The organism is Bacillus sp. ms-22 (assembly GCF_009759805.1).
In the GTDB taxonomy this organism is placed as follows: Bacteria; Bacillota; Bacilli; order Bacillales; family Bacillaceae; genus Bacillus; species Bacillus xiamenensis.
Window position 1 is genome coordinate 2,319,405 of record NZ_CP046653.1, and the last position, 19,150, is coordinate 2,338,554.

The following is a 19,150-nucleotide window of genomic DNA, read 5'->3' on the forward strand; positions in this document are numbered from 1 at the left end:
TTCTCCAAAAGAAGCAGCGGCGCTTTCGCACGTTCTGCTCCATTTAGAACCCTTGTCAGCCTCACTGGACTTCTTTTAAAAGGTTTTCTGTATTCGATTCATTTGACTCATCTTCTTCTGCCTTCTGATGCGGCAGAATCATGTTTAACAGAACGCCGGTAATGGCAGCGAGTGCCATTCCAGACAGCGTAAGATTGATTTGTTTCACCTCAATGAATGCCCCGCCGATGCCGATGACTAAGATGACAGATGCGATAATGAGATTGCGTTTTTCTTCAAAATTCACTTTATGATCAATCAGAATTCTGAGGCCGCTTGAGGCAATGATTCCAAAGAGCAGGAACGAAACGCCTCCCATGACCGCGGACGGCACTGTACTGATTAATGCTGAAATTTTCCCGACAAACCCGAAGCAGATCGCAAACACTGCTGCTCCGCCGATGACGAAGATACTGAACACTCTTGTGATGGCAAGGACGCCAATGTTCTCCCCATAAGTCGTTGTTGGAGGTCCGCCAATAAGTGAAGCGAAGATGGTCGCTGCACTGTCTCCTAAAATGGAGCGGTGAAGACCCGGTTTTTTAATAAAATCTTGTCCCACGACTTTGCTTAGCACCACTTGGTGGCCGATATGCTCAGACATCGTCACAAAGGCAACCGGCACCATCACTGTGAGTATGCTTAAGGTCACAGCAGGTGTATAGTCGACAAATGGGACAACGAAGTCTGGTACAGCAAACCATTTTGCGTCAATGACCGGCTGGAAGTTCACAATGCCTTGTGTTAAGGCAAAGAGGTAGCCGCTGATAATGCCGATGAGTACTGGGATCAAGCTAAGGAATCCTCTGAGGAAGATCATGCTGATAATCGTGACAGCTAGTGTAAAACCAGCGACCATTAAATGCTTAAGACTGTAAACATGTTCGGTTGCGTTTGGGTCTACATACATTGCCATGTTGACAGCTGTTCCAGCTAATCCAAGTCCGATGACCATAATGACTGGTCCTACGACGACCGGCGGCAGAAGCTTCATCAGCCAGCCTGTGCCCAGCCATTTAATGAATAGTGCAATGAGCGCATAAGCCACACCCGCCATGAAAGCACCTACCATTGCGGCTCCTGGTCCGCCTGTTGCTTTCACATTCACTATGGGGGCAATAAAAGCAAAGGACGATCCAAGATACGCTGGTATTTGTCCTCTTGTGATAATTAAGTAAACAATGGTTCCAACTCCGCTTGAGATGAGCGCAACGGCTGGACTCATATCAATGATCTTTGGTACAAGAATGGTTGCACCAAACATAGCAAACAAATGTTGCAAGCTTAGTGACAGCCATGTGAACGGTTTTGGGATATCTCGAATGCCTAAATTGGCTTTTTGCTGACTCATGATTTTCCTCCTAGATGTGTCCTTTTTCATTAAAAAAGCCTCTTTGCGAATATGCGCAAAGAGGCCTAGAAAAACCGTACACGTCATTTTAGCCGTGTGCTCGGTGTCTCTGTTATTGCCCTCTTTGCAAACTCTCTGGAATGCATTTAAAAAGGTTATTTTTCATATATAGCGACAAGGTCATTTTGATCTACTTCATTGAGCTGAACCATGACGGTCTCTGCTTTTGATGTTGGGATGTTTTTCCCGATATAATCCGCTCGAATCGGCAGCTCCCTGTGTCCTCGATCGACTAGAACAGCAAGCTGAATGGAAGACGGTCTGCCTACATCTACAAGCGCATCCATAGCCGCTCTGACGGTTCTGCCTGTGAACAGCACATCATCCACGACAATCAATGTTTTGTCATTAATATCAGCTGGAATGTCCGCACCTTTGACAAGCGGTTCTTGATTGTCTGTCTTCTTTGTCAGGTCATCACGGTATAGCGTAATATCAAGTTCACCCACAATCACTGGGTTTCCTTCAATCTGCTCGATGCGCTCTGCAAGGCGCTTTGCAAGATGAATGCCTCTTGTCTTGATCCCGGCAAGGATGACATCCTTCATCCCTTTGTTGCGCTCAATCATTTCATGTGCGATACGGGTAAGCGCTCGTCTGATCGCTTGTTCATCAAGAATGACTGCTTTTTGTTCCATCTTTTACACCTCTTTTTGACAAATAAAAAGCCCCTTCTGCAAAGGGCAGAGAGGGGCGTTCATTTGTGCATACACGTGCACAAATTGATCCGTTATCCTTCTCAGCCTCTCTGGACTGTTTTAAAGAATCTCAATTTCTTCGTTTATTATTTCAAAAAAAGAACGGCCTGTCAATCGTTATTTCTTAATGAATCGATAAAGCCCCGCATATCAGCTGGAATTGGTGCTGTGAATTCCATATATTCTCCTGTTCTAGGATGATCAAATCCTAACACATCTGCATGCAGCAGCTGGCCATTGAAATCAACGGTTTTTCTTGGGCCATACTTCGGGTCTCCTGCAAGAGGATAGCCAATATATTTCATATGAACACGAATTTGGTGTGTTCGTCCTGTTTCAAGACGGCATTCAACAACCGTGAAATCTTTAAAGCGTTCAATGACATCAAAGTGAGTGACTGCCTGTTTTGCGTTTTCTTTTGTGACCGTCATGCTTTGGCGGTCTTTTTTGTCTCTGCCAATTGGTGCATCAATGGTCCCTGTGTCGTGCTGGATGATACCGTGGACAACAGCTGTATATTTTCTAGTGACGGTTTTAGCCACTAACTGATTCACAAGTGACTCGTGCGCCAAATCATTTTTAGCGACCATTAAAAGCCCAGACGTATCTTTATCAATTCGGTGGACAATGCCAGGTCTCATCACGCCATTAATGCCTGATAGGTCATTACAATGTGCCATAAGTCCATTCACAAGCGTCCCTGACACATGACCTGGTGCTGGATGAACGACCATTCCTCTTGGTTTATTCACCACTAGCACATCTGCATCCTCATAATAAATATCAAGATCCATTGATTCTGCTTCTACATTAAGTGCTTCTGGATCTGGAATCTCCACCTTGATTTGGTCTCCAGCTTGCACTTTGTAATTCGCTTTGACATGTTTCCCGTTTACTTCGATCAGCCCGTCCTTTACCCACTGCTGGACTTGGCTTCTTGACCATTCCGGTTCTGTTGTGCTTAAAAATTTATCGAGCCGTTCACTCGTTTGTTCTTCTGAAACGGCAATGTTTACTTGATTCATGTAGTTGACTCCTTATTTTTCTTTCCATCTAACAGCATTTGAATGAAGAGCAGAATTACCCCTACACATAGAGAAGAATCTGCAATATTAAAGATTGGATAATGATAATCCCCAAATACGAAATGAGCAAAATCCACCACTTCCTGACGGAAAATACGGTCGATAAAGTTTCCAATCGCTCCGCCAAGCATTAAAGCCAGTGCAACGCCAAGCAGTTTGTCCTTTTGTCCATGCTTTTGCAAGTAGTAGATAATTCCTGCAATAACAACGAGTGTGATGACATAGAAAAACCACATTTGCCCTTGGAGAATTCCCCATGCGGCTCCTGAATTTCGGTGGGACGTGATATAAAAGAACCCATCAATGACTGGAATAGAATCTCCGAGCATCATATTCTTGACAATGAGCCATTTTGTTAATTGATCTAAACAAATGATAAAGAATGCGATTATGTAATAGAACACACACGTTCCTCCAACTTCATACTTTGATCTTTAAGCATTTTATCAAGAAAACAGGAAGGAGTAAAGAAACTTTAGTTGACAGACAAAAACCTCCCTACATGTGGAAGGCTTCAAAATGAGAATCGTTTGATTCGTGAGGATAAGGGGTGAATGCTTTTTTCTCGTATTGCTTATGATATAAAAAATCGTCAGTCGTACGGGCTGTCGGAAGAATACTCATTTGTTCAAGCGGGATGGGTTGACCTGTCGCCTCACATATGCCATAGGTTCCTTGTTCAATTTTTGCAATAGCGAGCGACACATCTTGCAGTTCTTCTTTTATATGATAAAGAAGCGTTGTGGTTTTCGCTTGATTAAACGTGACATGTTCAGCGGGTGAACGAAATGATGCATATTCAAACAGCTTAGATTGCAATTCTTCTTTCATTTGAAGGAGTTCCATGTAAATCGTGTCTAGATCGCCATTCATGTCGCTGTTTCAACTCCTGCCCTCTCGTTATAATCATATTGTTGCCCCGCCTGCTTACTTTAAAGCCATAAGATTTTTCCTTTCGTTCTAAACGCTGTCATTTTCGCAAAATAGAAAGCGCCCCGCTATATACGGGGCGCTAGTTGGTGATGTCACACTGTTAATTCTGGTAATATTTCTCCACGATTTCAGCATTTTTCAGCGACAATGTTGGGTATTTCGGATTTGCACCAACATCCTTTGAAATAATGCGAGAACGTTCGCACAGTTCTCCTTCTGCTTTTTGAACCACAATACGTCCTGATGTGTATTGAGGCGCTGATGCGTCTGCAAGCTGCTCATCTTCTACCGTTAATTCTGAGATGATGAAGAGCTGCTTCACATCTTCTTTAATGGATGCAAGAAGCTGCTTCACTTCATCTGTCGCATAAAGTGTCACACTGGCTTCAAGTGAACGTCCGATGACTTTCTCATTACGCGCAATTTCCAGTGCTTTCAGCACATCATCACGTACTTCCATAAAGCGGTCAAACTTCGTTTCCGTCGCTTCCGCTTGAGGAACAGTTACACCTTCTGGCATATCCGTTAACTGAACACTTGGCTCTTCAACAAAGCTTAAGTGGCTCCATAATTCATCTGCTGTGTGCGGAAGAATTGGTGCAGTCAGCTTCACTAACGCCATTAATGTTTCGTAGAAGACCGTTTGCATGCTGCGGCGGTCCGGATGATTCGCATGCTCAATGTACACCACATCTTTTGCAAAATCGAGATAGAATGAGCTTAACTCAATCGTACAGAAATTGTGAATGGCATGATACACAACAGAAAATTCGTAGTCGTCATATGCTTTTTTCACTTTATTGATCAATTTATTTAATTTGATCAGGATATATTGATCCACTTCACGAAGCTCTTCAACTGGCACCGCATTGACTGCTGGATCAAAGTCAAAAAGGTTACCATGCAGGAAGCGGAAAGTGTTACGGATTTTACGATATACTTCTGCTACTTGTTTTAAAATATCATCAGACACTGGATGATCGGCCTGATAGTTAACAGAAGACACCCAAAGTCTAAGGATCTCCGCACCGAGCTGCTTTGCAACCTTCGTCGGATCAATTGTATTGCCTAATGATTTACTCATTTTGCGGCCTTCTTTATCAAGCGTGAAGCCATGGCTGAGAACACCTTTATATGGTGCTTTTCCAGTGACTGCAACTGCTGTAGATAAAGATGAGTTAAACCAGCCGCGATATTGGTCAGAGCCTTCAAGGTAAAGGTCTGCCGGACGAACAAGATCATCTCGTTCTTCTAAAACCGCTTGGTGAGAAGAACCGGAATCAAACCATACATCCATGATGTCCTGCTCTTTTGTAAATTCGCCGTTCGGGCTGCCTGGATGTGTAAAGCCTTCAGGCAATAATTCTTTCGCTTCTTTTTCAAACCAAATATTTGAGCCATGCTCTCTAAATAATTGAGATACATGCTGAATTGTTTCGTCCGTGATGATCGGCTCACCATTTTCCGCATAGAAGACCGGAATTGGAACGCCCCATACACGCTGTCTTGAAATGCACCAGTCACCTCTGTCACGCACCATGTTGAATAGGCGTGTTTCGCCCCAAGCTGGAACCCATTTCGTTTCTTTAATATTGTCTAATAGCGCTTCTCTGAAATCTTTAATCGAAGCAAACCACTGAGCTGTCGCACGATAAATCGTTGGCTTTTTCGTTCTCCAGTCATGCGGATAAGAGTGCGTGATAAAGTCGAGCTTTTTCAGCGCGCCTTTTGCTTCAAGCTGCTCTGTGATGGCTTTATTGGCATCCTCGTAGAATAGTCCTTCAAAACCAGGTGCTTCTTCTGTCATGACACCTTTTTCATCTACTGGACATAGCACCTCAAGACCGTATTTCATACCGACAATAAAGTCATCTTCCCCGTGTCCTGGTGCTGTGTGAACACAGCCTGTTCCTGCATCTGTTGTGACGTGATCGCCAAGCATCACAAGAGAGTCTCTGCCGTAAATCGGGTGCTCTGCAACAATGGTGTCTAATTCTTTTCCTTTTAGTGTTTTAACAACTTCGTAATCGTCAAAGCCAAGTGTTTTTGCCACTTGTTCAGCGAGCTCAGATGCGACAACATATCGCTCCGTACCGACTTGGAGCACACTGTACTCTAAGTTTGGATGAACGCAAATGCCAAGGTTTGCAGGAAGCGTCCAAGGGGTTGTCGTCCAGATGATGAACTGCTCGCCGTTTTCAAGTACGCCTTTGCCATCTTTCACTTTAAATGATACGTAAATAGATGGTGAACGTTTGTCCTTATATTCAATTTCCGCTTCAGCAAGGGCTGACTCACTTGATGGAGACCAGTTAACAGGTTTAAGACCTTTGTAAATATAGCCTCTTTTCGCCATTTCACCAAAGACAAGGATTTGCTGCGCTTCGTATTCAGGCTTTAATGTCACATATGGATTGTCCCAATCTGCTCTTACGCCCAAACGTTTAAACTGATTGCGCTGACCTTCGATTTGTTTCCAAGCATACTCCTCACATAGTTTACGGAATTCTGCTGTAGACATTTCTTTTCGTTTGACTTTTTTATTTTTCGTAAGGGCTGTTTCAATAGGTAAGCCGTGTGTATCCCAGCCCGGCACGTACGGTGCATGGAATCCATTCATTGATTTAAAACGAACAATAAAATCTTTTAGGATTTTATTAAGTGCGTGTCCCATATGGATGTCACCATTCGCATATGGAGGTCCATCATGCAAAATAAAGGTCGGGCGTCCCTTTGTCCGCTCTAAGACCATTTGATAGATGTCTTTTTCTGCCCACTTCTCTTGGATTTCAGGCTCTTTGTTTGGCAAATTCCCTCTCATTGGGAAATCTGTTTTCGGCATTAATAAGGTGTCTTTGTAGTTCATACCCATTCCTCCACATGCAAATTCTGATTAAAAAACAATAAAAAAAGCCCTCTCATCCCATAAGGGACGAGAAGGCTTGTCTCGCGGTACCACCCTTTTAGATAAGCGCTATAAAACAGCCGCTTATCCACTCTAAAATCGTAACGTGATTAGACGCCTTTTCTTACTGGTCCATTTCAGAAAAGGAACTAAAGGGGTGATCTCATTGCAGCGTCTCGTAATGTCAGGCTTCCACCATCCCTGATTCGCTTTATTACGCATGTAACCGCTGCGAGTGTCCCTTTCAAACGTTTATCTCTTGTTAATTTATGATGGTATTATATGCAACATGAGCACGTCATGTCAAGATGATGCGCTTATTCTTTTTCGTCAAAGACAGCATCTACTTCATATTCAAGCAAATGATCCCAATCATCATTTTTCAGCAGATCAAGCTGAGCTTCAATCAGCATTTGGAAACGAGTTCTAAAGACTTTTGATTGTTTCTTCAGCTCTTCGATTTCCATCGCAATCTTTCTTGATTTTGATAACGCTTCGTTGATAATGCGGTCAGCATTTTTCTCTGCTTCACGAATAATCAGTTTTGCTTCTTTGTCAGAATGACGTTTCACGTCTTCTGCTGCTTCCTGTGCAACAAGAATTGATTTGTTTAATGTTTCTTCGATTGTTGCAAAATGACTTAGTCTTTCATCAAGCTCATTGACTTTGTCTTCAAGCTCGTTCTTTTTGCGAAGCACGATTTCGTAATCTTTACGTACTTGGCTTAAAAACTCATTTACTTCATCTTCGTCATAGCCGCGAAAACTTTTTGTGAACGTTTTATTATGAATATCATTAGGTGTTAATGGCAACCTCGCCACCTCCAGATTCAAGTTCGTTATGTCAGAAGCTCAAATGTTACTTTGAATTTATCTTTTTTTGTCTTCCCATCAATTGTTTTTAAGCTAAAGCGGCCAAATCCCCTCACAGAGAGCTGATCGCCTTCACCAATTGTAAAGGATGGGTCCTCAGTGACTTTCCAGTTGACTTTCACAAGGCCATTTTTGACCAAAAGCTGTGCTTTTTGCCGAGACTGACGGCTGACAGCAGCACATACAGCGTCAAGCCGCAATGAAGAAATGGTATCTTCTTTGATGTCGGTCTTGCTGATGACCGGTTTTATATCTGTCTGGCTAATTTCTTCTAATGAAACGGATGCTCTGCCGACATGCGTTAGCTGCGCCCGAACAAAATCGGCGACATCGCTTGTACAAATAAACTTTACATCATCGTCTAAAAATAACAAATCACCGAATTTTTGACGCTTCAGGCCTGTCCCAATCAGTGAGCCAAGAAGCTTCGGATGTTCAATGGAAATAAACTTTTTCGCATAGTTCACCTGAAAATAAGACAGCTCAAAGTCCTGAATAGACGGTTCTAAATAATCTGGATAGATGAGGGCTCTTTTGCGCTCCGCTTTCTCATACCCGCCAAAAAACATGATGCCGAGTTCATCAGAATGCTGGATCACGGACTGGGTAATAAATTGCTCACGCGGGTCCAGAAAGTCCGTTAATTTCAATCGATATTGGTCGAGTGCGATTTTTTTCCAGCCTAACACTTGATCGACAAATGGCTGTTCGTCTTTTCTAAAATGTTGATAAATATCGCTCATTTTGTTCCCCTTTTATGTAAAAGAGCCTGGCAGCGCCAAGCCCGGCAGCCTGTTTACATGAATCGTACAATCATATTATAAAGACCAGTTAGTCCATAAGATGATGCAAAACGAATCACAAGCAATGCCACAATTGGCGAGATGTCAATCATGCCAATTGGCGGAATGATTTTACGAAATGGTTCTAAATACGGTTCGCAAATGTTTGCCAAGAAGCGGCCAATTGCTGTTTCTCTTGCAGAAGGCACCCATGACATAAAAATGTAAATAATGATCGCGAATGAGTAAATCGTTAATACCGTACCCAAAATATTAAAAATGAAATTTAGAATCACTATGATTTACCACCTCTGAGGTTCTTCCTCTGTCAAAAGTTCTGATATTGTGCCAGATACATCCACATTATCAGGAGTGCAGAGGAATATATTCGAGCCAATACGCTGGATATCTCCACCGATTGCATAAACGGTTCCGCTTAAGAAGTCGATGATTCGCTTTGCTTGATCGTGCTGAATGCGCTGCAAATTGACGACGACTGCACGTCTGTTTTTAATATGGTCGGCAATCTCCTGCGCCTCTGCATAAACACGCGGCTCACTTAACACCACTTTAGAGGATTTCTGCACGCTTTGCAAGCTGACGACATTTTGTTTTCCTGCCTGAGGACGCTCTTGAAATGCCGCTTTATCTTTCATATTTTTTTCTTCTTGTGCTGGTTCTCTTTCTTCATCAATGTATTCATACTCATACTCTTCATCGTCGAGTGTGAAAAAGCTTTTAAACTTATTTTTTATGCTCATGTCACGCACCTCCTGTTTCATTTCCAACAAGTGAAGAGCCAATCCGAACAAATGTCGCACCTTCTTCAATTGCGATTTCAAAATCGTTTGACATGCCCATCGATAAATGCTGACAAGGTGCATTTACTTGGTTCAGTTGTTTTACCTCTTGCTGAAGGTTTTTTAATGTTTTAAAACAGTTTCGTATCACAGTGTGATCATCTGTGAAAGGAGCCATCGTCATCAGTCCAGCAATTTCAATATGTTTGAAATCAGCGAGCTGTTTGACAAATGGAATCACGTCTTCGCTTTTTAAGCCGTGCTTTGACTCCTCAAGTGATGTGTTCACCTGTACAAAGCAGCGAACCGTGCGATCCGCTCTTTTTTCAATTTCATTCGCCAGAGACATTCTGTCGAGCGAATGTAAGTAGTCAATTGTCTGAATGACAGATTTCACTTTTCGTGTCTGTAAACTGCCGATGAAGTGCCAGTTAATGTTTTCATCGGTTATCGCCGCCTGCTTTTCAAGTATCCCTTGGTCACGATTTTCACCAAAGTGCAAAATTCCGGCTTCCTTGGCTTCTAATGCTCGTTCAATCGAGACATATTTTGTGACAGCTACGACCGATACATCAGCTGGATTTCTACCTGCTCTTTTACATGCTTCGTTGATTTGTTCATTTATTTGTCTGAGATTCTCTCGTACATTCAATTGCACTTATGCCTCCTTAAACCCGACAAAAGACATCATACGTCCTGTTTTCCCTTGATCACGCCGGTGTGAGAAGAAAAGCTGATCATTGCAGCTTGTGCACATCGAACTGACATGTATGTTTTCTTCTTTTATTCCTGCATGAAGCAATACGTTTTTGTTTAATGTTTTTAAGTCTATTTTGTATTGTCCTTGTGACATTTCGGAATACACATCCTCTGTTGAAAAAGGAAGCTTTTTCACCTGATCTATGACAACATCATCTACTATGTAGCAGCAGCTGCCAATGGATGGTCCAATGACGACTTGTATGTGATTGGCTTCGGCACCTTCTTGGTGAACCCATGCATCAACCATGTTGGCGCCAATTTGCTTGACGGTTCCTTTCCAGCCGGCATGAGCTGTTCCTATCAGGCCATTTTGCGGTGCTAGAAAATAAAGCGGAACACAGTCAGCGAAACAAAGAGCGAGCATGATGTTTGGTTCAGAGGTGTATAAGCCGTCTGTTCTAGAGAGTGCCTCATCATACTGAAGACTTCCTCTTCCCCTTTGCTCCTTCGTAACTTTCATGATGCGATCCTCGTGTGTTTGGTCAGCAAACACCCAATGAGAGAGCGGCACAGCAATCGCATCTGCTATGGCCTGACGATTCATTTGGACACTAGAAGCATCATCTCCTACATGGAGTCCAGTGTTCATTGATTGATATGGAGAAAGGCTGAATCCGCCATTTTTTGTCGTAAATCCGGCCAATACCTTTTTACCAGAACATACCATGTTCGTCCAATCATAAATGGTCATTGCATAAGATGATGTCTGCTGAAAGGGGTCATATTTGTCTATCAAAGCGGCCTCCCACCTTTCATTCATCTCTCTTTATATCGCTCCTATTTTACCACAAGACATGCATAGACAGTTAGTGGGATTCATTAAATATTACACTCAAATGTGCCCTTTCTACAGGTTTTTTTCCAAATTGATATGAAAACGTAATTTTTTTACCCGAAAAAGACATTGATTGCTGAGAATGGAGAGCTCGTTTTAAGGAAAAATGGAATCATTTGTTGCGGAGTTTATACGAATTAAGAAGACAACCGGACAAGTATCACATCTTCGCCAATTTTTACTATATTTCGCCATGGGACGATCATTTCCTCCTCTTTTCCGAAAAATCCCATCATTTTACCTGTCCCTCCAATGATAATCGCCTGTATTTTACCGCTTGTGACATTGATATCAATGTCTCCAATGGTACCTAATTTTTTTCCGCTGGACACATCGACGACATCTTTGATTTGGAATTCAGAAATACTGATCATCTGTCCTTCCCCGCCTTTCGTTTTCTACTATAATATGTATGATGGAAAAGCAGGGAAGCAGACCAATAGTTTCTCTTATCTACAATTTACTTAAGTGAGGACGGCCGTTTTGCCACATGACTTCGACTGGACATTCAAAAAAGGAAGTAAGCAAGTCACTTGTCATCATCTGCTTTGTCTCACCTTTATGAAAGACGGTTCCTTCTTTTAATAAGAAGGTATGCTGAAAAATCGGGAGAATCTCTTCTGCGTGATGGGTCGTATAAAGCAATGTGGGTGCATCAGGCTTTGATGCAATGAGTGAGATCGTCTCCAGCACTTGTTCCCTTGCTAAAAAATCAAGACCCGTCACAGGTTCATCTAAGATCAGGAGCTCCGGATCATTCATTAAAGCCCTCGCAATCAGTACTTTTTGTTTCTCTCCTTGTGAGAGGGTTTCATAAGTCCGATTGGCATATTTGAATGACCCAAACGCTTTTAAGAGATCAATTGCTTTCTCTCTCATATCATCTGTCGGTGTTTCATAAAGCCCAATAGAAGCAAATGCTCCGCTCAGAACAATTTCAAATGCATTGTCGTCTCCGTGCAGTTTCTTTTCAAGTCCTGCAGAGATAAGGCCAATTTTCTTCCGTAATGTTTCACCAAGAGCCTCCTTGCCAAACACATGTCCCAGCACCGTCATCTCACCTGACGTTGGAAAATAATACGAGCAGAGCATATTTAATAAAGCGGTTTTTCCCGCACCATTTAATCCATAAAGCACCCAGTGTTCCTGTTTTTTTACCTGCCAGTCAATAGAACGCAGCAGCCATTTTCCATTTCGCTTTAAAGAAACATCCTTTAAATCCAGTGACACAATCTTTTCCCCCTGAATGAAAATTCTGAATATACAAATAATGAATGTCTACAGCATATCGCAAATGTCCCATTCGGTAAACCTCACGCAAAAAAAGCTGCTCCTATAGAGGAACAGCTTTTTTTGCGTGGTTACGAAATTTCAATTCGTACGCCTTCTTTTATATCAGGAAACGTGTGTGGTGATGCAAAAACAGCTCCCGGTAAGACTTCATCAAACGGCTCTTGGAAGTAGATCGAAATATGGCCGAGCTCCTTAAAGTTGTCATTTGCTTTATTGCCAAGTGCAGTAATGGTGTACGTTTGGTCGCCCACTTGAATGGTTCCGCCTAATTTCAGTGGCTCTTCTTCTACATGTTCGAACTCATGAATGACCGACATATCCTTTAATTCCTGCGGCGCTGCTGGTCCAAATAAAACAATCAGCTTATCTTCTTTAAACTGCGGGACTAATATCCCAATTTCTTTTACAACAGATTGTGTTACCATGTATCTCGATTCCTCCTTTAATACGTTTAATACATACCGAAGCTGGCAACGTATGCGATCACAACAGATAGAACCCCTGTAATCAGACGGCTATACAAAACAGCTGGTACCCCATATTGTACCGTTTCAGGCTTCGCTTCACCAAGTGATAGTCCAACTGGGATAAAGTCACACCCTACTTGACCGTTGATCGCAAATAGTGCTGGAAGGGCAAATTGAGGTGGAATGTTCCCTAGTGCGATTTGACTACCAATGAGAACACCGATGACTTGTGCAATGACTGCCCCAGGTCCTAAGACAGGTGATAGGAACGGCAATGTACAGACCACAACGAGCAGTAAGAGCCCCCATAGAGATCCTGCCAAAGGTGATAGGAAATGAGCAATCAGATCACCGATTTTTGTATAATTGATAATTCCAATTAACATACTGACAAAAGCCATGAATGGGATAATATTTTTCAAAAGCATATCAACAGAGTCACGGCCAGCCTGATAGAATGTGCCGGTTACTTTCCCGATTCCTCTTGAGAATCTCATCAAGAAATTACCTGATTCTTGACGTTCGATATTTTCCTGTTTTAGCTTTGAATACGTTTCTTTGAAGTTCTCTTTATCAATCGATTCACTGCTTTCTTGACCTTCTGCTACCGGTTCACCATCAGATGCTTCCGCAAAGGAAATATCTTTTTCCGTTACGCCTGATACGAAAATATCTTCTGTAATATGTTTGGCAAGCGGTCCAGAAGGAGAGGATGCCAGCACATCTACAGTTGGAATGCGCTTCATTGGATAAAGTCCGATTCGAGCAGTTCCTCCGCAGTCAATGACAACACACATCATTTCATCTTCTGGAATAGAGTTTTTAAAGCCATCACATGCTTCTGTCCCTGTCATTTCTGCAATTTTACGTGCAACTGGGTGAATGCCTCCCCCTGTAATGGAAACGACCTTTCTTCTTTTACCTGTTGGTTCAAGCACTAAGCCTTTTCCCCATCCGCCAGCACCTTTTGCAACAAATACTTTGTGGTTTGTCATGTCTAACCCTCCCCTATTGTGAATTCGCTTTCATTTTTCCTGCTAAATACTTTGTGATCCATTCAGTAATGATTCCGCGAAGTAAAATGACAACGATCCCGACTAAGAAGTAACGAACAGCAAGCTCTGACATAGAATATCCTGCTTCTTTAATCCCGTTCGCAATTCCTAAGTAGACAAATAGTTCTCCTGCATTGGCATACGGGAACAGTGATGTCACCGGATGAACAAATGAAACAGCTGAATCATAGAATGCTGGTTTTTGTTTTTCAGGTAAGAAGCGGCCAAACGTATAAGCCATTGGGTTTGTCAAAATAAGAACGGATAAGATCGGCATTAACGTATAGCGCAAAATGGTATATTTCGCTGCAAACTGAATGGCTCTATTCACTCGCTCTTCTCCAATAAACTTCATGACAGCATAAGTGAAAGTAAGTAACACAACAAGCGTTGGAACGATACCTGTAACAAGACCCATGAATTGCTTTCCGCCGGCTTCAAACATTCCGATAAAGTGCTCTCCAAACCATTGAATCCATTCCATGTTTCATCTCCCCTTTCTTTAGTTCACATTTGTTATATTTTTTTTAGAAATCGAGACAAGCGCTTGTTCCGCTGCCATGGAAAGTGCTTGCATGACAGCTGGTCCCCTTTTGCGCTTTTTCAATGTTTGCTTCATCATGTGGTGCTCATCTAGCACAGCCCCTACATGTTTTCCTTCATATGAAGGCAGTTCCTTAAATTTAGATAAGATCGAGACGCCGCCAAGCACATGACACTTTTGAATGATGTACGATTCATCGACAATGATGAGCGCAATGGCCCCAGGACCAAATTTGCGCCGCTCCATTCCTGAAAACAAGTGATAGCCCTGCTTCCCTTTATAGTCATCAATAAGGGAATCCATGCTCTTGCGGTAGTACTTGATTTGAATAAACGATAAACCATATTGCACAATGAGAATGATACAAAGTACGATTGCTAATTTTTCCATAGCCTCACGTCCTTATGATTGAAATAAGTGATCTTGTAATGAACGCAGCTTCCAGACCGTTGTATTTGAATCCAGTTCTACATCATCATGAGATAGGAATTGTCCTAGTTTGATATCTTTTTTCGCTACCACTTTTCCGCTGATTAAGCCAATTGGAATGTGACCATTCGTTTTCATGTCTTGATGTGTTTCAAGTACACCTCTTACGGAGTATCCGCCAATGCCGTCAAGTGTTTCTCCAGCTTTAATGTCTCTTTTCGCAACAGCAACCGTTTCTGATACTGGTACGCCAATTGGGTGAATAGAAGAATCATGTTGTAAGACTGCTTTTGCGATCGTGACTGGTGTTTCAAGACTCGCTAAGTGGAAAGGACGATAGAGCGTGTAGTGAGGACCTTTTCCAACTTTTAAGTAGCGAAGCTCTTCATCTACTGGCTCAAGCTCACTCTTGACGATAACAAATACGCCTGGTGCTAGACCGTTTACATATTCAACGACTCCGAAGTTATCCAGTACGCCGCCTTGCTGTTTTTGATTTAATTTATTTGCTACATTTTCTAAATTCGCTTCTACTCCGTGCATGCCCACTTTATCAGGCAAAAGTCCTGTCGCATTGCTTAACAGATTCATTTCTGCCATTGTTTTTGTTCCGTCCTGGAACGCAGCCAGCATATGAGCACTCATATGTTTACTATCTGCTTCTGCTTTACACGTATCTGGGTTTGCTTCTGGGAAGAATGGATTGTTCTTACCTTTCCCCGCAACCAATACTTCAAGCCCCATTGTTTTTGCAAATTCATATAGTTCTAGCGTTGCTGCTGGTTCGTCTCCAGCTGATCCAGAGTAAACAAGTCCTGCATTCGTAAATAATTTATGCATCACCAAACCGATGGTAATATCGACTTCCACATTTAAAAGAACGAGATGTTTTTTTGAATTAAGCGCTTCCAAAGAAATGTTTGCTCCGACCTCTGGAACACCTGTTGCATCTACAACGACTTCCACGAAATCTGATTGAATCACTTCTCTGTAATCATTTGTGACGACCATTTGATGAGGCTTCGCATGCTGCTTGTAAAAGTTTGCTGCCTTCTCAGCTGCATCAAGGTGAATGTCACAAACGCCTGCAACAATCATGCCTGGAATGTTAGAAATTTGTGAAATGAGTCCAAACCCCATTTGGCCTGCCCCAATAATCCCTACTTTGATCGGATCTCCGCTGCGTTCTCGTGCTAACAACTGCTGGTAAATTGACATCTAAATCATCCTTTCAGGTTTGCTTGCTTCACAATAGATTACTTGAAAAATAATCTGAAACTTTTAACAAATGTTATAAAAATTAACAAAAATCTGTTTCTTGTAACATTTGTTATTTTATTTATCATTTGTTATGAACTTAGTTTATATGATGTGTCAACTTTGTGTCAAGCTAAAATCGATAAATTTTTCAATCTTTTTGAGTCTAAAGACTCAAAAAAACTACCTAATCGGCTTAGGTAGTTACTTTAATAAGGCATCTCCAGTTTGTTCATCCGTAATTAATACATGAATTAATCCACCTTCTAATACCGCCCTTATCGCTTCAATTTTTTCTTCTCCTCCAGCGACACCCATAACAAGCGGGATCTCTTTCAGCTTTTTCGGGCTGATTCCCATCACTCGGTCGTTCCACGGATGCGGATACACCTCGCCTTTATGATCAATAAAGTTATAACAAATGTCACCAGCTACATCCTTCGCTTCGAGGATATCCTCCTCACCGCTTGTCATGTAGGATTTCACCATTGTTGAATGCTGCGGAACCCCGCCAATTCCTACAACGGCAATATTTGAAGATTCTCCAAGTTTAATGACTTTTTTGATCGACGGCTGCCTAATCAACACTTCTTTCGCTTCTTTCGTATCAAGCATGACAGGAACATGTAAAAACTCACATTTTGATTTGAGTGCTTCAGAACATCTGCCAATAATGTAATTGGCGTGGATATCTACATCTTCATTCCCGACACCTCCGACAAGCGGAACAAATGTGACAGATGGAAAATGTTGAACAGATGTAATCGCTTTCGCCATTTCATGCAGCGTTGTCCCTGAGGAAAAGCCGATGACCTGTCCATCCTTCATGACCTTTAATAAAAAGCCCGCAGCCGCAGCTCCGATCCTGCTTTTTGTTGTTTCTTGGCTGAGAGATTCAACGCATACGACTTCTCGTAGTCCGTATTTTCGCTCTATTTTTCTTTCTAACGACCCATATTGTTGATTGACTTCATCATGAATAATGATTTCCACGATTCCTGCTTCACGTGCTTTTGCCAAATATTTCGATATGAGCGAACGGCTAACTCCCACAGCTTCTGCAATTTTAGATTGAGTGGCGCCTTCTTCATAATACATATGCGCAACCTTTATGAGCAGCCTTCTTTCATCATGGAATGTCATAATAACCCTTCTTTCCGCTGATCTGTTCCCTAACAAATGATATTTGAAATAACATTTGTTAAAGACAGATTAAATGAAAAAAATAACCGAGTCAATACTAGAGAGATGTTCTCTAAGGAGAATGAAAAAAGCCGCACATCAAGCGGCGGCTTTAATAAATGTTTTTATTCATTTGTTTGATGGCTGCTTTTTCAAGCCTTGATACTTGCGCTTGAGAAATTCCGATTTCTTCAGCCACTTCCATTTGTGTTTTGCCTTGGAAGAAGCGTTTGCGAAGAATCATTTTTTCTCGATCATTCAATCTGCGCATTCCCTCTTTTAAGGCCAATTCTTCCACCCATTGTGTATCTTTGTTCCGCTCATCACTAATTTGATCCATCACATAAATCGGATCTCCTCCGTCATTATAGATCGGTTCAAACAAAGAGACAGGATCTTGAATCGCATCTAGGGCAAAGACAATTTCCTCATGAGGGACTTCTAACACTTTCGCAATGTCTTCTGCCGTTGGCTCCTTGCTTGTCTCACTAATCAGTCTCTCACGGACTTGAAGCGCCTTATAGGCAATATCTCTTAGTGAACGAGACACCCGAATTGGGTTGTTATCACGCAAGTATCGACGGATTTCTCCTATGATCATAGGGACCGCATAAGTTGAAAATCTGACATTGTGGCTTAGATCAAAATTATCAATTGATTTCATTAATCCGATACAGCCTACTTGGAAGAGATCATCAACATACTCGCCTCTGTTGTTAAAACGCTGAATCACACTTAAAACCAACCGCAAATTGCCATTGACTAGCTTTTCTCTTGCTGTATCGTCACCTTCATCTTGCAGCTGTCTGAATAATTTTCTCATCTCGTCGTTTTTCAGAACAGGCAGTTTGGACGTGTCGACTCCGCAGATTTCCACTTTATTTCTGGACACTTTTTTCCCTCCCTACAGGAGCTGTTGTACAAAGTTCAGTATCTCCGTGGGATGGAAAAATATGCACGAGCGATCACAAGAAACATGCGGGAAAATGGAGATCCCTTTGACAGCGCAGGGATAGAGCTTTCAAAAAAAAATTTCTAGACCATTTTATTAAATTCTTTTTGCAATCGTTTAATAATTCTTTTTTCGAGTCTTGAAATATAGGACTGAGAAATCCCGAGCATGTCGGCAACATCTTTTTGGGTTTTTTCTTCACCGCCAACTAAACCGAATCTCAGTTCCATGATCTGTTTTTCACGATCGTTTAATTGTTCTAACGCTTTTTTCAGTAATTTTTTATCGACATTTGCTTCAATATCTCGGGTGATAATATCATCATCTGTCCCAAGTACATCTGATAAAAGCAATTCATTTCCGTCCCAGTCAATATTAAGCGGCTCATCAAACGATACTTCTGAACGGGTTTTATTATTCCGGCGCAAATACATCAAAATCTCATTTTCAATACATCTGGAGGCATAGGTTGCAAGCTTGATCTTTTTTTCCGGATTAAATGTATTCACTGCCTTAATGAGTCCTATGGTTCCAATACTAATTAAATCCTCAATATTAATGCCTGTGTTTTCAAATTTTCTTGCGATATAGACCACTAGCCGCAAGTTTCTTTCAATTAGGATGGCTCTTGCCGTTTGATCACCTCTTGGTAATTTGACAAGCAATTCTTGTTCTTCATCCTTTGATAATGGCGGCGGCAGTGCCTCACTCCCGCCAATATAATAAATTTCATCACTCTTTAGCCCTAGCTTCATGAGGAGTTTATACCAGTAGTAAGTGAGTTTAAATTTTAATTTTTTCATCTTCTTCTCCCTTCTAAATATCAAGTTGACCTCGTAAGATAAAAGA

General features: G+C 41.9%; 22 protein-coding genes and 1 other annotated feature. All 22 genes read right to left on the reverse strand.

Features of this window, described 5'->3' with window-relative positions:
* Nucleotides 1–61: 61 nt before the first annotated feature.
* Nucleotides 62–1,390, reverse strand: coding sequence for a uracil-xanthine permease family protein (locus GPA07_RS12075; RefSeq protein WP_008354620.1), 1,329 nt, complete (start codon nucleotides 1,388–1,390; stop codon nucleotides 62–64).
* A gap of 155 nt (nucleotides 1,391–1,545) precedes the next feature.
* Nucleotides 1,546–2,088: a bifunctional pyr operon transcriptional regulator/uracil phosphoribosyltransferase PyrR gene (gene pyrR / locus GPA07_RS12080; RefSeq protein WP_008354622.1), complete on the reverse strand. Its 543-nt coding sequence runs from the start codon at nucleotides 2,086–2,088 to the stop codon at nucleotides 1,546–1,548.
* Between the two features lie 170 nt (nucleotides 2,089–2,258).
* Nucleotides 2,259–3,173 carry an RluA family pseudouridine synthase gene (locus GPA07_RS12085; RefSeq protein ID WP_157292585.1) on the reverse strand — a complete coding sequence of 305 codons (915 nt, stop codon included), beginning with the start codon at nucleotides 3,171–3,173 and terminating at the stop codon, nucleotides 2,259–2,261.
* Nucleotides 3,170–3,637, reverse strand: coding sequence for a signal peptidase II (gene lspA, locus GPA07_RS12090; protein WP_008354626.1), 468 nt, complete (start codon nucleotides 3,635–3,637; stop codon nucleotides 3,170–3,172). The genes GPA07_RS12085 and lspA overlap by 4 nt, the downstream gene beginning before the upstream one ends.
* 94 nt (nucleotides 3,638–3,731) lie before the next feature.
* The gene (locus GPA07_RS12095; RefSeq protein WP_008354628.1) at nucleotides 3,732–4,106 is read right to left on the reverse strand and encodes a TraR/DksA family transcriptional regulator; all 375 of its coding nucleotides are present in this window, start codon (nucleotides 4,104–4,106) and stop codon (nucleotides 3,732–3,734) included.
* A 160-nt stretch (nucleotides 4,107–4,266) separates the two neighbouring features.
* A complete protein-coding gene (gene ileS, locus GPA07_RS12100; protein WP_157292586.1) occupies nucleotides 4,267–7,032 on the reverse strand; it encodes an isoleucine--tRNA ligase in 2,766 nt (921 codons plus the stop codon).
* 59 nt (nucleotides 7,033–7,091) lie between these two features.
* Nucleotides 7,092–7,329: a binding site (T-box leader), on the reverse strand.
* A gap of 59 nt (nucleotides 7,330–7,388) precedes the next feature.
* Complete coding sequence (locus GPA07_RS12105) at nucleotides 7,389–7,883, reverse strand: DivIVA domain-containing protein (RefSeq protein WP_008354632.1); 495 nt, start codon at nucleotides 7,881–7,883, stop codon at nucleotides 7,389–7,391.
* 26 nt (nucleotides 7,884–7,909) lie between these two features.
* Nucleotides 7,910–8,686 carry a YlmH family RNA-binding protein gene (locus GPA07_RS12110; RefSeq protein WP_008354634.1) on the reverse strand — a complete coding sequence of 259 codons (777 nt, stop codon included), beginning with the start codon at nucleotides 8,684–8,686 and terminating at the stop codon, nucleotides 7,910–7,912.
* Nucleotides 8,687–8,739: 53 nt separating this feature from the next.
* A complete protein-coding gene (locus tag GPA07_RS12115; protein WP_442859334.1) occupies nucleotides 8,740–8,943 on the reverse strand; it encodes a YggT family protein in 204 nt (67 codons plus the stop codon).
* A gap of 84 nt (nucleotides 8,944–9,027) precedes the next feature.
* Nucleotides 9,028–9,486 (reverse strand): cell division protein SepF, encoded by a 459-nt coding sequence (gene sepF / locus GPA07_RS12120; RefSeq protein WP_008354638.1) that lies wholly within the window; start codon nucleotides 9,484–9,486, stop codon nucleotides 9,028–9,030.
* A gap of 1 nt (nucleotide 9,487) precedes the next feature.
* A complete protein-coding gene (locus GPA07_RS12125; RefSeq protein ID WP_232532045.1) occupies nucleotides 9,488–10,177 on the reverse strand; it encodes a YggS family pyridoxal phosphate-dependent enzyme in 690 nt (229 codons plus the stop codon).
* Between the two features lie 6 nt (nucleotides 10,178–10,183).
* A complete protein-coding gene (gene pgeF, locus GPA07_RS12130) occupies nucleotides 10,184–11,047 on the reverse strand; it encodes a peptidoglycan editing factor PgeF (protein WP_034738110.1) in 864 nt (287 codons plus the stop codon).
* Nucleotides 11,048–11,259: 212 nt separating this feature from the next.
* Nucleotides 11,260–11,496, reverse strand: coding sequence for a YlmC/YmxH family sporulation protein (locus tag GPA07_RS12135; protein ID WP_008344958.1), 237 nt, complete (start codon nucleotides 11,494–11,496; stop codon nucleotides 11,260–11,262).
* Nucleotides 11,497–11,575: 79 nt separating this feature from the next.
* Nucleotides 11,576–12,352 carry an ABC transporter ATP-binding protein gene (locus tag GPA07_RS12140; protein ID WP_008354643.1) on the reverse strand — a complete coding sequence of 259 codons (777 nt, stop codon included), beginning with the start codon at nucleotides 12,350–12,352 and terminating at the stop codon, nucleotides 11,576–11,578.
* A gap of 131 nt (nucleotides 12,353–12,483) precedes the next feature.
* Complete coding sequence (locus GPA07_RS12145) at nucleotides 12,484–12,840, reverse strand: PTS glucitol/sorbitol transporter subunit IIA (RefSeq protein ID WP_008354645.1); 357 nt, start codon at nucleotides 12,838–12,840, stop codon at nucleotides 12,484–12,486.
* A gap of 26 nt (nucleotides 12,841–12,866) precedes the next feature.
* Nucleotides 12,867–13,877: a PTS glucitol/sorbitol transporter subunit IIB gene (gene srlE / locus GPA07_RS12150; RefSeq protein WP_008354647.1), complete on the reverse strand. Its 1,011-nt coding sequence runs from the start codon at nucleotides 13,875–13,877 to the stop codon at nucleotides 12,867–12,869.
* Nucleotides 13,878–13,890: 13 nt separating this feature from the next.
* Nucleotides 13,891–14,421: a PTS glucitol/sorbitol transporter subunit IIC gene (gene srlA, locus GPA07_RS12155; RefSeq protein WP_003210918.1), complete on the reverse strand. Its 531-nt coding sequence runs from the start codon at nucleotides 14,419–14,421 to the stop codon at nucleotides 13,891–13,893.
* An 18-nt stretch (nucleotides 14,422–14,439) separates the two neighbouring features.
* Entirely contained in the window at nucleotides 14,440–14,871 is a 432-nt protein-coding gene (locus GPA07_RS12160) for a transcriptional regulator GutM (RefSeq protein ID WP_008354650.1), read from the reverse strand.
* 12 nt (nucleotides 14,872–14,883) lie between these two features.
* On the reverse strand, nucleotides 14,884–16,128 hold the full coding sequence (locus tag GPA07_RS12165; RefSeq protein WP_008354651.1) for an NAD(P)H-dependent oxidoreductase: 1,245 nt from the start codon (nucleotides 16,126–16,128) through the stop codon (nucleotides 14,884–14,886).
* A 243-nt stretch (nucleotides 16,129–16,371) separates the two neighbouring features.
* Nucleotides 16,372–17,310 carry a sugar-binding transcriptional regulator gene (locus tag GPA07_RS12170; protein WP_157292588.1) on the reverse strand — a complete coding sequence of 313 codons (939 nt, stop codon included), beginning with the start codon at nucleotides 17,308–17,310 and terminating at the stop codon, nucleotides 16,372–16,374.
* A 151-nt stretch (nucleotides 17,311–17,461) separates the two neighbouring features.
* A complete protein-coding gene (gene sigG, locus GPA07_RS12175; protein WP_008354657.1) occupies nucleotides 17,462–18,241 on the reverse strand; it encodes an RNA polymerase sporulation sigma factor SigG in 780 nt (259 codons plus the stop codon).
* Between the two features lie 143 nt (nucleotides 18,242–18,384).
* Nucleotides 18,385–19,104, reverse strand: a complete 720-nt coding sequence (sigE, locus tag GPA07_RS12180) for an RNA polymerase sporulation sigma factor SigE (protein WP_008354658.1) — start codon at nucleotides 19,102–19,104, stop codon at nucleotides 18,385–18,387.
* Nucleotides 19,105–19,150 lie beyond the last annotated feature (46 nt).